Origin of the sequence: Enterobacter sp. Acro-832 (assembly GCF_011752745.1) — a bacterium.
Taxonomy (GTDB): domain Bacteria; phylum Pseudomonadota; class Gammaproteobacteria; order Enterobacterales; family Enterobacteriaceae; genus Enterobacter; species Enterobacter quasiroggenkampii.
Genome location: NZ_VWWX01000001.1, coordinates 1,366,467 through 1,380,392 on the forward strand (window position 1 = coordinate 1,366,467; position 13,926 = coordinate 1,380,392).

Sequence of the window (13,926 nt, forward strand, 5' to 3'; positions counted from 1 at the left end):
CTTAACCCAGCTGCTTACGCGCGTTGCGGAAGATACGCATCCACGGGCTGTCCTCGCCCCAGTTTTCCGGGTGCCAGGAGTTGCTCACGGTGCGGAACACACGTTCCGGATGCGGCATCATGATGGTTGCACGACCGCTTTCGCTGGTTACCGCGGTAATACCGTTGGCGGAGCCGTTCGGGTTAGCCGGGTAGGTTTCCGTGACCTTGCCGAAGTTATCGACAAAGCGCAGCGCTACCAGACCTTTGCTCTCCAGCTGAGCCAGATGCGCGGCATCACGCACTTCGACCTGACCTTCGCCATGGGACACCGCGATTGGCATCTGCGACCCGACCATTCCCTGCAGCAGCAGAGACGGGCTCTGGGTCACTTCCACCAGGCTGAAGCGCGCTTCAAAGCGGTCAGACTGGTTACGCACAAAGCGCGGCCAGGCTTCGCTGCCCGGGATCAGTTCGCGCAGGTTAGACATCATCTGACAGCCGTTGCACACGCCCAGCGCCAGGGTCTGCGGACGATGGAAGAAGGTTTCGAACTCGTCGCGCACGCGGCTGTTGAAGAGGATAGATTTCGCCCAGCCCTCGCCTGCACCCAGCACGTCACCGTAGGAGAAACCACCGCACGCCACCAGCGCCTGGAAATCTTCCAGACCGATACGTCCGGCCAGCAGGTCGCTCATGTGAACGTCGATAGCGTCAAAGCCCGCGCGGTGGAAGGCGGCAGCCATCTCAACGTGGGAGTTAACGCCCTGCTCGCGCAGCACGGCCACTTTCGGACGCGCACCAGTCGCAATGTACGGCGCGGCGATGTCTTCGTTGATGTCGAAGGAGAGCTTCACGTTCAGGCCTGGATCCTGGTCATTGGCCTTCGCGTTGTGCTCCTGATCGGCACATTCCGGGTTATCACGCAGGCGCTGCATCTGCCAGGTGGTTTCCGCCCACCACATGCGCAGCGTGGTGCGGCTTTCGCTGAACACGGCGTGACCGTCAGCTTCAATGACGAAGCGATCGCCCTTAACGGCTTTACCCAGATAGTGCACACAGTCAGCCAGACCGTGCTGCGCCAGAATCGCTTCAACCGCGTCGCGATCTGCCGCACGCACCTGAATCACGGCACCCAGCTCTTCGTTAAACAGCGCCGCCAGACGATCTTCACCCAGCGTAGCGATGTTGGCTTCAACCCCGCAGTGGCCGGTGAAGGCCATCTCTGCCAGGGTTACCAGCAGGCCGCCGTCGGAACGGTCGTGGTAGGCCAGCAGCTTACGCTGCGCCACCAGCGCCTGGATGGCGTCGTAGAAGCCTTTCAGCTGCGCTACGTCGCGCACGTCGGCTGGCTTATCGCCAAGCTGACGGTAAACCTGCGCCAGCGCGGTGGCGCCCAGCGCGTTGTGGCCTTTACCCAGGTCAATCAGCAGCAGGGCGTTATCTTCGGTCGCCAGCTGTGGCGTAACGGTGTGACGCACGTCTTCCACACGGGCAAACGCGGTGATCACCAACGACAGCGGGGAGGTCATCTCGCGCTGCTCGTTACCTTCCTGCCAGCGGGTTTTCATCGACATGGAGTCTTTGCCCACCGGAATGGTCAGGCCGAGGGCAGGACACAGTTCCTCACCCACCGCCTTCACGGCTTCATACAGGCCCGCGTCTTCGCCAGGGTGACCGGCAGCGGCCATCCAGTTTGCGGAGAGCTTGATACGTTTGATGTCGCCAATCTGCGTGGCGGCAATGTTGGTCAGCGCTTCACCGACCGCCAGACGGGCAGAGGCCGCGAAGTCCAGCAGCGCGACCGGGGTGCGTTCACCCAGCGCCATCGCTTCGCCATAGTAGCTGTCGAGGCTCGCGGTGGTTACGGCGCAGTTCGCCACCGGGATCTGCCACGGGCCAACCATCTGATCGCGGGATACCATACCGGTCACGGTACGGTCGCCGATGGTCACCAGGAAGGTTTTCTCAGCAACAGCTGGCAGGTGCAGCACGCGATTAACGGCTTCAGCTACGGTAATGCCCTGGCGATCCAGCGCTTTGCCCGCCGCTTTACGGGTCTGCACGTCGCGGGTCATCTTCGGCGTTTTACCGAGCAGAACGTCGAGCGGCAGATCGATCGGCTGGTTGTCGAAATGGGTGTCGCTCAGAGTCAGGTGCTGCTCTTCGGTCGCTTCACCGATGACGGCATACGGCGCGCGCTCGCGGCGGCACAGCTCGTCAAACAGCGGCAGCTGATCCGCCGCAACGGCCAGCACGTAGCGCTCCTGGGATTCGTTACACCAGATTTCCAGTGGGCTCATGCCCGGCTCATCGCTCAGGATATCGCGCAGGTTGAAACGGCCACCGCGGCCGCCGTCGCTCACCAGCTCCGGCATGGCGTTGGACAGACCGCCCGCGCCCACGTCGTGGATAAAGAGGATCGGGTTAGCATCGCCCAGCTGCCAGCAGCGGTCGATCACTTCCTGGCAGCGACGCTCCATCTCAGGGTTGTCACGCTGCACGGACGCGAAGTCGAGATCCGCATCAGACTGGCCGGAGGCCATCGAAGAGGCCGCACCGCCGCCCAGACCGATGTTCATCGCCGGGCCGCCGAGCACGATCAGCTTCGCGCCGACGACGATCTCGCCTTTCTGCACGTGATCGGCACGGATGTTGCCGATCCCGCCCGCCAGCATGATCGGTTTGTGGTAGCCGCGCAGCTCTTCGCCGTTGTGGCTGTCCACTTTCTCTTCATAGGTACGGAAGTAACCGTTCAGCGCCGGACGACCAAATTCGTTGTTAAACGCCGCGCCGCCCAGCGGGCCTTCGGTCATGATATCCAGCGCGGTCACAATGCGCTCTGGCTTGCCGAAGTCTTCTTCCCACGGCTGTTCAAAGCCCGGGATACGCAGGTTGGAGACGGAGAAACCGACCAGACCGGCTTTGGGTTTTGCACCACGACCGGTCGCCCCTTCGTCACGGATTTCACCGCCGGAGCCGGTCGCCGCACCCGGCCACGGGGAGATCGCGGTCGGGTGGTTGTGGGTTTCAACCTTCATCAGGATATGCGCGGGCTCCTGATGGAAGTCATAGCGCCCTGCTTCGCGATCGGCGAAGAAGCGGCCCACCTCGGAACCTTCCATCACCGCGGCGTTGTCTTTATAGGCAGACAGCACGTGGTCAGGAGTTTGCTCCATGGTGTTTTTGATCATTTTGAACAGCGACTTTGGCTGCTGTTCGCCGTCAATAATCCAGTCGGCATTGAAAATCTTGTGACGGCAGTGCTCAGAGTTCGCCTGCGCGAACATATAGAGTTCGATGTCGTTCGGGTTACGGTTGAGCTTAACGAACGCATCCTGCAGGTAGTCGATTTCGTCTTCTGCCAGCGCCAGGCCGAGACGCAGGTTGGCGTCAATCAGTGCCTGACGGCCCTGCCCCAGCAGGTCCACGCTCTGTACCGGCGCAGGCTTATGGTGGGAGAAAAGCTTCTGCGCGTCATCGAGAGAGGCAAACACGCTCTCCATCATGCGGTCGTGCAGTTCAGCCGCAACCGCCTGCCACTGCGCGTCGCTCAGAGTAGAGGCTTCCACGTAGTACGCCACGCCGCGCTCCAGACGGTTAATCTGGCTCAGGCCACAGTTGTGGGCGATGTCGGTGGCTTTGGAAGACCAGGGGGAGATGGTGCCCGGACGCGGCGTCGCAAGGATCAGTTTGCCGGTTGGCGTATGGCTGCTGAGGCTTGGGCCATACTTGAGCAGGCGTTCCAGCTGTACGCGCTCCTCTGCATTCAGGGGGGCATTCAGGTCAGCAAAATGGACATACTCAGCGTAAATATTGCTTACCGGAAGGTCGGCCGCCTGAAAACGTGCCAGCAGTTTGGTAATACGGAAGGCAGACAGTGCAGGCGAACCACGCAGAATTTCCATCATAAGTCTCTCGTCTTCGAAGCGCCGGGGCGCTTACAGTGTGCGCAAGGGGGGAAAACGGGCGTCATTATAGAGAATCCTGAGCGCCGACGAAACCGTTTGCGTCGAAATAAAATTGACGAAGAGATTTAACAATAGATGTGACCTGTCTCTCTAATTGGTTGCCAAGTGGCGCAAGTTTACGCAAAATGCCGCTCATTCAATGGCAAACCTTATTGTTAACATGGCTACAGCAGACTGAGGCAACCGGCGTCGCAGAGAATTAACTAATTGAAAAAATTAAAGATTAATTATCTGCTCATCGGCATTGTAACGTTGCTGCTGGCAGTGGCCCTCTGGCCTTCCCTCCCCTGGATCGGCAAAGCCGAAAACCGTATCGCCGCCATTCAGGAGCGGGGGGAATTGCGCGTCAGTACCCTTAACTCTCCGCTGATTTACAGCGACATCAACGGCAAAATCATTGGTCTGGATTATGAACTGGCACAACAGTTCGCCGATTATCTTGGCGTGAAGCTAAAAATCACCGTCCGCCAGAATATCAACCAGCTGTTTGATGACCTCGATAACGACGATGCCGATATGCTTGCCGCCGGGCTGGTGTATAACAGCGAGCGCAGCAAAAACTACCAGCCAGGCCCGACCTACTACTCCGTTTCGCAGCAGCTGGTTTATCGCGTCGGGAGTCTGCGCCCGCGCTCACTGGCCTCGATTAACGATCGGCAGTTGACGATTGCCCCCGGTCACGTGGTGATTGACGATCTGCGTGAGCTCAAGGAGAAGAAATATCCGGACCTGAGCTGGACGGTGGATGCGAAACTCGGCACGACGGAGCTGCTGGAGCAGGTAAAAGATCAGAAAGTCCCCTACACCATCGCCGATTCGGTCGCGATCAGCCTGTTCCAGCGGGTGCATCCTGAAATCGCCGTGGCGCTGGACGTCACCGACGAGCAGCCTGTGACCTGGTTTACTCAGCTCGATGACGATCAGACCCTCTCTGCCGCGATGCTCGATTTCTTCAACACCATGAATGAAGACGGTACGCTGGCGCGCCTGGAGGAGAAGTACCTCGGGCATGGTGATGACTTTGATTACGTTGACACCCGCAGCTTCCTGCGTGCGGTAGACAGCGTCCTGCCGGACCTGCAGCCGCTGTTCGAAAAATACGCCCAGGAAATTGACTGGAAACTGCTGGCAGCTATTTCTTATCAGGAATCCCACTGGGATACCCAGGCCACGTCTCCGACTGGCGTACGTGGTTTGATGATGTTAACCAAAAATACCGCGCTGAGCCTGGGCGTCAATGACCGTACCGATGCGGAACAGAGCATCAGCGGCGGCGCGCGCTACCTGCAGGATATGATGGCCAAAGTCCCGGAAACGGTGCCGGAAGAGGAGCGGATCTGGTTCGCGCTGGCAGCCTACAATATGGGCTATGCGCATATGCTGGATGCGCGAGCGCTGACGGCCAAAACGAAAGGCAACCCGGACAGCTGGTCAGACGTAAAGCAGCGGCTGCCGCTGCTGAGCCAGAAGCCATGGTATAACAAGCTGACGTACGGCTACGCGCGCGGGCATGAAGCCTACGCCTACGTGGAAAATATCCGTAAATATCAGATTAGCCTGGTCGGGTATCTGCTGGAGAAAGAGAAAGAGGCGACAGAGGCCAAACAGTTGGCCCAAAGCTACCCTGTCGTGGCGCCGGACGAGCTTAATCGGCCGACGGCTTCAATTCTGCCTTTTGCTGCTTTTTCTGCTGACGGCGCATTCGAAAGAAATCGCTTAATAGCCCCGAACACTCTGGTGCAAGCACCCCGCCGATAGTCTTCACCTGGTGGTTCATCCCCGGGTGACCCAGCACGTCCATCAGTGAACCGGCCGCGCCGGTTTTTTCATCCCGCGCACCGAAGACTAAAGTCCCGATCCGGCTGTGCACCATCGCCCCGGAACACATCACGCATGGCTCAAGCGTCACATACAGCGTGGTATCAAGCAGGCGATAGTTTTGCAGCACCAGACCGCCCTGACGAAGCGCCATGATTTCGGCGTGCGCGGTAGGATCGTGGCGGCCAATGGGGCGGTTCCATCCTTCACCAATCACCTGGTTATTGTGGACCAGCACGGCGCCCACGGGCACTTCGCCCTCGTCCCAGGCACGCTGAGCCAGCGTCAGCGCATGGCGCATCCAGTATTCATGGTCGAGTTCAGGGTTGGACAACGGTTGATACTCCAGTCGAAAAGCGGGCGGCATTATACACGCCGATTATGGATAAGACTATTCGAGTTGCTGGAGTTCACCTGATGGCGTAACGCGCCAGCGGTGCTGGCAAAAATAGAGCAGCGGGTTGTCCTGTTTACTGTCGCTGTAGCCGCTGTACAGGCGCAGCGGCGTACCGATGCGTTTCTCCAGCTGGACCACTTTTTCATGTCCCAGGCAGCGCATCGTCAGCACCCAACCTCCATAGCCGCGGGCAATTTGCGTGGCAATAAGATTCACGCGCGGAAGCCAGGGGGTATCAAAATAGACTTGCTCCACCAGCGTCTGCGGGGAGCCGGTAATCAGCCAGATGTCGGCATCGTTCGCGTCGAGATAGCCGGTAAGGCGCGCCTGCACCACCGGAAAGGCGGCAACGTGGCCGCGAAACCAGTGCGCAAAATCCTGCTCCAGCTGTTTAAGCCGCGCTTCGCTGTGCCCAAACGTACATCCCCACAGCAGCAGGCTCATCGGCCATCGCGCCGCACGGCCTTTCACCAGCAGCGCGATACCGATCGCCGGTAAGAGCGGTAGCACGAGCAGCGCATTCAGAGGTAGACGCCGCAGCAGGTAACGCATAAACGTACCAAACATATCCTGCTGATGCAGCGTGCCATCCAGGTCGAAAAAGACAACGCGACGCGCGTGATTTGCCAAACCTTACTCCTCTGGGTCGTTGAATCCTAATAGCCAGGTAAACAGGAACCCGGCGATCACCGCTACTAAATAGCCTAACAGATAGAGCATCACTTTTCCGGTCACGATGGTTAATGCCAGCGGTAAACCCGAAATGCCAAAGGTAATAACGGTTGCGACCTTCCAGTAGCTGATCAGCGCCCCGCCTACCGCGCCGCCCAGACAGGCCGCGAGGAACGGTTTACCCAGCGGCAGCGTGACGCCAAAAATCAGCGGCTCGCCAATACCGAGCAAGCCGACCGGGAGTGCGCCTTTAATCACCTTTTTCAGACGCGCGTTGTGGGTTTTCATCAGTACCGCAATTGCCGCGCCGACCTGCCCTACCCCCGCCATCGACAGGATAGGCAGCAGCGCATTATAGCCATGCGCCTGCACCAGTTCGACGTGGATCGGCACCAGACCCTGATGCAGCCCGGTCAGCACCAGCGGCAGGAAAGTACCCGACAGCACCGCGCCCACTAACAGGCCACCACGGTCAATCGCCAGCGACGCACCGTGGGCGATGGCTTCAGAGATCCACCCGCCTAACGGCTGGAGGGCGACAATCGCTACGCTACCGGTAATCAGCGTAGTCAGCAGCGGGTTGAGAATCAGCTCAATCGAGCCTGGCAGAACCGCGCGCAGCCTTTTCTCAATCCAGCACATCAGGATGACCACCAGCAGCACCGCAATCACCCCGCCGCGGCCGGGCTGGAGCGCCTCACCAAACAGCGTGATCTGCGCCAGCTGCGGGCTGGACAAGATGCCCGCCATCACGCCGCCCATCGCCAGCGATCCGCCAAACACCTTCGCGGTATTGACCCCGACCAGAATGTTCATAATGGCGAACACCGCGCTGCCGAAGATCCCGAGAATCCCCAGCAGGTTCGGATACTGCGTGGCGAAATCCCCCACAATATCCGGTCGCTTGAGGATATTGATGATCCCGGTGATCAGGCCCGAAGCAATAAACGCCGGGATCAGCGGAATGAAGACGTTTGCGAGCTGTCGCAGCGCGTCGCTCATCGGGGCTTTATATTTGGCCTTCACCTGCGCCTTGGTGCGCTCAGCATCATCAATCGACACGCTCGCGCTAACGCCCATCAGCGCCCGCATGGCATCGACAACCTGCGCCGCTTTCCCCGGGCCGACGATCAGCTGATGCTGCTGACCCTGTTTCACGTAGCCGCTGACCCCGGACAGTTGCTTCAGACGTGGCACGTCAAGCTGGTCGTCGTTATGCACCTCGACGCGTACCCGCGTCATGCAGTTTTCGAGACGCTGAATATTTTTTTCCCCACCGATCCCCTGCAGGATACCGCTGGCGAGCGCTGCTGTTTTGTCCATACACGCCTCTGTTAGTTTTCTAATGCCGCCCGTAAGAAGCCGTTATGCGCATCGAGTTTGGCTCTCGCGCTCGCCGCATCCAGCCCGCTTAAGATCATCAGAATGGCAGGCTTAACATCGTGATCGGTCTGTTTGAGTACCGCTTCCGCCTCTTCACGCCCTGCGCCCGTCGCCTCCATCACCATGCGGCAGGCTCTGTCCACCAGCTTGACGTTGGTGGCCTGCATATCCACCATCAGGTTCTGATACACCTTGCCGAACTTCACCATCGCGCCGGTGGAGATCATATTGAGCACCAGCTTTTGCGCGGTCCCGGATTTCAGGCGCGTGGAGCCGGTGAGCGCTTCCGGCCCGACTACCGGAGAGATAGCGATAGCGGCCACCTGTGCAATCGGTGAGCCTGGGTTACAGGAGATGGCGACCGTCGTGCAGCCGGTCTGGTTAGCGTATTCCAGCCCACCAATGACGTACGGCGTGCGCCCGGATGCAGCCAGCCCGACCACCAGATCCTTCGCCGTCAAATTCAGCGCCTTCAGGTCATCCTCGCCCAGCTGTTTGTTATCTTCCGCTCCTTCAACGGCTTTCAACAACGCACCGGGTCCACCGGCAATCAGCCCAATCACCAGACCATGCGGCACCCCAAAGGTGGGCGGACATTCTGACGCGTCCAGGACCCCAAGACGCCCGCTGGTCCCCGCCCCCATGTAAATAATGCGTCCACCGGCCTTGAGGGCTTCCGCCGCCGCATCTACCGCTTTCGCCACCTCAGGTAATGTCTCTTTCACTGCCTGCGCGACCAGCGTATCCTGTTGATTAAAGCGGTTAACCAGCTCCAGGGTGGAGAGCGCATCCAGATCCATGGTTTGCGGGTTACGCGTTTCAGAAACAAGTGAGCCAAGATTCATTTTTGTACCTCAAGAATTTTTAATTCATAATAATCACACTATAATGGAATATAAAATTCATTCAGGCGAGCAAAATCCGTATTTGCGCAGATAATCACATTTTCGCCAGGAGACCGTATGAACTGTTTAATTCGCATTCGCCAGCGCTACGCAGGCTTTGCCCAAAGCGACAAGAAGCTGGCGGATTTTCTGCTTTCTCAACCCGATCACGCGCGCCATCTCAGCTCGCAGCAGCTGGCGAGTGAAGCCGGGGTGAGCCAGTCCAGCGTGGTGAAATTTGCGCAGAAGATTGGCTTTAAGGGATTCCCCGCCCTCAAGCTGGCGATCAGTGAAGCGCTGGTCAGTAACCCCAATCCGCAGTCCATGCCGGTGCATAATCAGATCCGCGGAGACGATCCGATGCGGCTGGTCGGCGAAAAGCTGATCAAAGAGAACGTGGCGGCCATGCATGCGACGCTCGATGTGAATACGGAAGAGAAGCTGCTGGATAGCGTGGCGATGTTGCGCGGCGCGCGGCGGATCGTTCTGACCGGCATCGGCGCGTCCGGACTTGTGGCGCGTAACTTTGGCTGGAAGCTGACAAAAATTGGCCTTAACGCCATCGTCGAGCAGGATATGCACGCCCTGCTGGCGACCGTACAGGCGATGGATCCTGACGATCTGCTGCTGGCGATTTCCTATTCCGGCGAGCGCCGCGAGATCAACATGGCCACCGATGAAGTCCTGCGCGTCGGCGGTAAAATTCTGGCGATTACCGGTTTTACGCCGAATGCCCTGCAGCAGCGGGCCACGCGCTGTTTATATACCATTGCCGAGGAGCAGGCCACGCGCAGCGCGGCTATCTCGTCCACCAGCGCACAAATGATGCTGACGGACCTGCTGTTTATGGCGCTGGTGCAGCAGGATCTGGAGCGTGCGCCAGAGCGCATTCGCCACAGCGAAGAACTGGTAAAGAAACTGGTTTGACGCGTATAATGCCCGCCCAGTTTGTGTTGTTTCTGAGAATTTCCTGATGGCGCTGTTAATTACCAAAAAATGCATTAATTGCGATATGTGCGAGCCCGAATGCCCGAACCAGGCCATTTCGATGGGCGACAGCATTTATGAGATTAACAGCGACCGCTGCACCGAATGCATCGGCCACTATGAAACGCCGACCTGTCAGAAAGTGTGCCCGATCCCCAATACCATCCTGAAGGATCCGGCACACGTCGAGAGCGAAGAGCAGCTGTGGGATAAGTTTGTCCTGATGCACCACGCGGACAAACTTTAACTTTCGATAATCACCGTTGCGCTGGCATAGTGGCGCTCATCGGCGATCGTCACGTGCACGTGATTCACGCCCAGCTTCTCGGCCAGCTTTTCCGCCTCGCCCCATAAGCGCAGGCTTGGCTTACCCAGCTCATCGTTAAACACTTCAAACTGGTTGAACGCCAGACCGTTACGAATGCCGGTTCCGAAGGCTTTGGCGGCCGCCTCTTTTACCGCAAAGCGCTTCGCCAGAAAACGCACAGGCTGCTGATGCGCTTCCCAGATGGCCCATTCATTATCGCTCAGCACGCGTCTTGCGAGGCGATCGCCGCTGCGGGCGATCACCGCTTCAATGCGGGCTATTTCAACGATATCGGTGCCTAAGCCCAGAATGGCCATTACTGACGCGCTTCCTGCATTAGGCGTTTCATTTCTGAGACCGCCTCTTTCAGGCCGCTCATCACCGCACGGCCAATGATCGCGTGACCGATGTTCAGCTCGTGCATTTCCGGGATGGCGGCAATGGGCTTCACGTTATGGTAGGTCAGGCCGTGACCGGCATTGACCTTCAGACCCAGGCTCGCCGCGTAGGTGGCCGCTTTAGCAATACGCTCCAGCTCTTTCGCCTGCTCTTCATCATTTTTGGCATCGGCATAGCAGCCGGTGTGAATTTCGATATACGGCGCGCCCACGTCGGCTGCCGCTTTAATCTGGGTGAAATCGGCGTCGATAAACAGAGAAACCAGGATACCTGCATCCGCCAGGCGCTTGCAGGCATCGCGCATTTTGTCGAGCTGACCGGCCACATCCAGACCGCCTTCGGTCGTCACTTCCTGGCGTTTTTCCGGCACCAGGCAGCAAAAGTGCGGCTGGGTCTCACAGGCAATCGCCAGCATCTCTTCGGTGACCGCCATCTCCAGATTCATACGGGTATCCAGCGTCTGGCGCAGAATGCGCACGTCGCGGTCGGTGATGTGGCGACGGTCTTCACGCAGGTGAACGGTAATGCCGTCGGCGCCAGCCTGTTCAGCGATAAACGCCGCCTGAACCGGATCGGGATACGCCGTACCGCGCGCATTACGCAGCGTGGCGATGTGATCGATGTTGACGCCTAACAGTAATTCAGCCATGACAATCCTCGGTTTTCTTTTCGATTCTGTGGTCTAACGTTTCGGCACAAACTGCCTGAATAATTCGCGGCTCTTTAAGGGCTTGCCGCCAAGATACGGCTTGAGGGCAATCCGGGTAAAGCGTTTTGCTGCGCGCAGGGTATCCTGATCGGGAAACTCGCGCTCATACAGCGCCCGGAGCTGGCGCCCGGTAAAGGTGCTGTTGTCGATCACGATGCTGGCAATAAAGCCCTTTTCTTCGCGGTAGCGGTAGGTCATGGTGTCTTCCACTTCGTCACCGCTGCCCGCACAATGCAGAAAATCGACCCCGTACCCAAGATGGCCCAGCAGCGCCAGTTCAAAACGCCGCAGCGCAGGCTCGGGCGTGCCGGTTGCGCCAGCCAGCGCCTGGATACAGTGCAAATAATCAAAGAAAAGTTCAGAGAAGCGCGTCTCATGTTCAAGAACGCGTGAGATGAGTTCATTGACATACAGGCCGCTGTAGAGCGTGATGCCCGAGAGAGGAAGCGCCAGGGAGACGGCTTCGGCGCTGCGCAGGGTTTTAACTTCCCCTCGCCCACCAAAACGTACCAGCAGCGGCGTGAAAGGCTGTAAGGCGCCTTTCAGGTTAGAACGTTTGGAACGTGCGCCTTTTGCAACAAGGCGCACGCGGCCCGACTCTTCCGTGAAGACGTCCAGCATCAGGCTGGTTTCGCTCCAGGGACGACTATGCAGGACAAAGGCACGCTGCCATCCATCCATATGCTCGTCGTCTTGAGTTACTGGTCTTCGCCGTAACCGAGGCTGCGCAGAGCACGCTCATCATCGGCCCAGCCAGATTTCACTTTCACCCACAGTTCGAGGTGAACCGGCGCTTCGAACATCTCCTGCATGTCCTTACGGGCTTCAATGCCGATGGTTTTGATCTTGGCGCCTTTGTTGCCGATCACCATCTTCTTCTGCCCTTCGCGCTCAACGAGGATCAGGCCGTTGATGTCGTAGCCGCCACGCTCGTTGCTCTGGAAACGCTCGATCTCCACCGTCACAGAGTACGGCAGTTCAGCACCCAGGAAACGCATCAGCTTTTCACGGATGATTTCAGACGCCATAAAACGCTGAGAACGATCGGTGATGTACTCTTCCGGGAAGTGGTGAATCGCTTCCGGGAGGTGCTTACGCACGATGCCCGCGATGGTGTCCACGTTCAGCCCCGTCTCCGCAGACAGCGGGACGATATCAAGGAAGTTCATCTGGCTACCGAGCCACTGCAGATGCGGCAGCAGATCGGCCTTTTCCTGCACGTTGTCAACTTTGTTGACGGCGAGGATGACCGGCGTTTTGCCGTCGCGCAGCTTGTTCAGCACCATCTCGTCGTCCGGCGTCCAGCGGGTGCCTTCCACAACGAAAATCACCAGCTCCACGTCGCCAATCGAGCTGCTCGCCGCCTTGTTCATCAGACGGTTGATAGCACGCTTCTCTTCCATGTGCAGGCCCGGGGTATCGACGTAGATCGCCTGATACGCGCCTTCAGTATGGATACCGACGATGCGGTGACGCGTGGTCTGCGCCTTACGCGAGGTGATGGAAATCTTCTGCCCAAGCAGATTATTCAACAGGGTGGATTTGCCGACGTTCGGGCGCCCGACGATGGCAATAAATCCGCAATAGGTCTTTTCTTCGCTCATTCCAGCTCCAGCATTTTTAACGCCTGTTCGGCGGCAGCCTGTTCAGCCTTACGACGGCTTGAACCAGTGCCCACCACCGGTTCACTCAGGCCACTGACCTGGCAATGGATGGTAAATTCCTGATCGTGCGCTTCGCCACGAACCTGCACCACCAGATAAGATGGCAGCGGCAGATGACGACCCTGCAAATATTCCTGCAGACGCGTTTTTGGATCTTTCTGTTTATCGCCCGGGCTGATTTCGTCCAGACGGGTCTGATACCAGTTCAGGATCAGCTTTTCGACGGTCTGGATATCGCTGTCCAGGAACACACCACCAATTAATGCTTCGACCGTATCGGCAAGAATAGATTCACGACGGAAGCCGCCGCTTTTCAGTTCACCCGGCCCAAGACGCAGACATTCGCCCAGTTCAAATTCGCGCGCGATTTCCGCAAGGGTATTACCCCGAACCAGCGTGGCACGCATGCGGCTCATATCACCTTCATCCACACGCGGGAAACGATGATAAAGCGCATTCGCAATCACGAAACTTAAAATAGAGTCGCCTAAAAACTCGAGACGCTCATTATGTTTGCTGCTGGCACTGCGGTGGGTTAATGCCTGTTGCAACAACTCCTGATGATGAAAAGTGTAGCCCAGCTTCCGTTGAAGCCGATTAATTACGATGGGGTTCATGCGATACCAATAAATGAATGCGTCAAAAATGCAGCACACGAAACCGACCTGAGAAAACCAACGCGGTTTCGTGTGCCGTGGCACCCTTGCAGGGCCAACCTTAAACTTCGGGGGAATATTCTATACACAACGACAGGGGA

General features: G+C 58.1%; 13 protein-coding genes. 3 read left to right on the top strand and 10 right to left on the bottom strand.

All coding sequences use genetic code 11. The annotated features are described in order from the left end of the window. Position 1: 1 nt before the first annotated feature. On the bottom strand, positions 2 to 3,889 hold the full coding sequence (gene purL / locus F3J31_RS06260; protein WP_167211964.1) for a phosphoribosylformylglycinamidine synthase: 3,888 nt from the start codon (positions 3,887 to 3,889) through the stop codon (positions 2 to 4). Positions 3,890 to 4,156: 267 nt separating this feature from the next. Here purL and mltF point away from each other — a divergent pair, with 267 nt between their 5' ends. Further along, complete coding sequence (mltF, locus tag F3J31_RS06265) at positions 4,157 to 5,707, top strand: membrane-bound lytic murein transglycosylase MltF (RefSeq protein WP_048029578.1); 1,551 nt, start codon at positions 4,157 to 4,159, stop codon at positions 5,705 to 5,707. Here the strand turns inward: mltF and tadA are convergent. The 4 genes from tadA to murQ are packed head-to-tail and all read right to left on the bottom strand — an operon-like array spanning position 5,595 to position 9,064. Beyond that, a complete protein-coding gene (tadA, locus tag F3J31_RS06270; RefSeq protein WP_045908538.1) occupies positions 5,595 to 6,134 on the bottom strand; it encodes a tRNA adenosine(34) deaminase TadA in 540 nt (179 codons plus the stop codon). The genes mltF and tadA overlap by 113 nt on opposite strands. Before the next feature lie 24 nt (positions 6,135 to 6,158). Beyond that, the gene (gene yfhb / locus F3J31_RS06275; RefSeq protein ID WP_045908537.1) at positions 6,159 to 6,794 is read right to left on the bottom strand and encodes a phosphatidylglycerophosphatase C; all 636 of its coding nucleotides are present in this window, start codon (positions 6,792 to 6,794) and stop codon (positions 6,159 to 6,161) included. Between the two features lie 3 nt (positions 6,795 to 6,797). After that, positions 6,798 to 8,159 (bottom strand): PTS transporter subunit EIIC, encoded by a 1,362-nt coding sequence (locus F3J31_RS06280; RefSeq protein ID WP_167211967.1) that lies wholly within the window; start codon positions 8,157 to 8,159, stop codon positions 6,798 to 6,800. An 11-nt stretch (positions 8,160 to 8,170) separates the two neighbouring features. Then, positions 8,171 to 9,064, bottom strand: a complete 894-nt coding sequence (murQ, locus tag F3J31_RS06285; protein WP_167211970.1) for an N-acetylmuramic acid 6-phosphate etherase — start codon at positions 9,062 to 9,064, stop codon at positions 8,171 to 8,173. Positions 9,065 to 9,181: 117 nt separating this feature from the next. On the opposite strand from murQ, the gene F3J31_RS06290 reads away from it, so the two are divergent. After that, on the top strand, positions 9,182 to 10,030 hold the full coding sequence (locus tag F3J31_RS06290; RefSeq protein WP_167211973.1) for a MurR/RpiR family transcriptional regulator: 849 nt from the start codon (positions 9,182 to 9,184) through the stop codon (positions 10,028 to 10,030). A gap of 46 nt (positions 10,031 to 10,076) precedes the next feature. Then, positions 10,077 to 10,337: a YfhL family 4Fe-4S dicluster ferredoxin gene (locus F3J31_RS06295; RefSeq protein ID WP_008502177.1), complete on the top strand. Its 261-nt coding sequence runs from the start codon at positions 10,077 to 10,079 to the stop codon at positions 10,335 to 10,337. Here the strand turns inward: F3J31_RS06295 and acpS are convergent. From acpS to rnc, 5 genes are read right to left on the bottom strand one after another with little or no spacing between them, the layout of a single operon-like run. Then, positions 10,334 to 10,714, bottom strand: coding sequence for a holo-ACP synthase (gene acpS / locus F3J31_RS06300; RefSeq protein WP_104950322.1), 381 nt, complete (start codon positions 10,712 to 10,714; stop codon positions 10,334 to 10,336). The two genes, F3J31_RS06295 and acpS, sit on opposite strands and share 4 nt — an antisense overlap. Continuing rightward, positions 10,714 to 11,445 carry a pyridoxine 5'-phosphate synthase gene (pdxJ, locus tag F3J31_RS06305; RefSeq protein ID WP_045908533.1) on the bottom strand — a complete coding sequence of 244 codons (732 nt, stop codon included), beginning with the start codon at positions 11,443 to 11,445 and terminating at the stop codon, positions 10,714 to 10,716. Before pdxJ ends, acpS begins: the two co-directional genes overlap by 1 nt. Before the next feature lie 33 nt (positions 11,446 to 11,478). Continuing rightward, entirely contained in the window at positions 11,479 to 12,186 is a 708-nt protein-coding gene (gene recO / locus F3J31_RS06310; protein ID WP_023333058.1) for a DNA repair protein RecO, read from the bottom strand. Between the two features lie 17 nt (positions 12,187 to 12,203). Next, positions 12,204 to 13,109 carry a GTPase Era gene (gene era / locus F3J31_RS06315; protein ID WP_008502181.1) on the bottom strand — a complete coding sequence of 302 codons (906 nt, stop codon included), beginning with the start codon at positions 13,107 to 13,109 and terminating at the stop codon, positions 12,204 to 12,206. Continuing rightward, positions 13,106 to 13,786, bottom strand: a complete 681-nt coding sequence (gene rnc, locus F3J31_RS06320) for a ribonuclease III (protein ID WP_003860711.1) — start codon at positions 13,784 to 13,786, stop codon at positions 13,106 to 13,108. Before rnc ends, era begins: the two co-directional genes overlap by 4 nt. Positions 13,787 to 13,926: the final 140 nt, after the last annotated feature.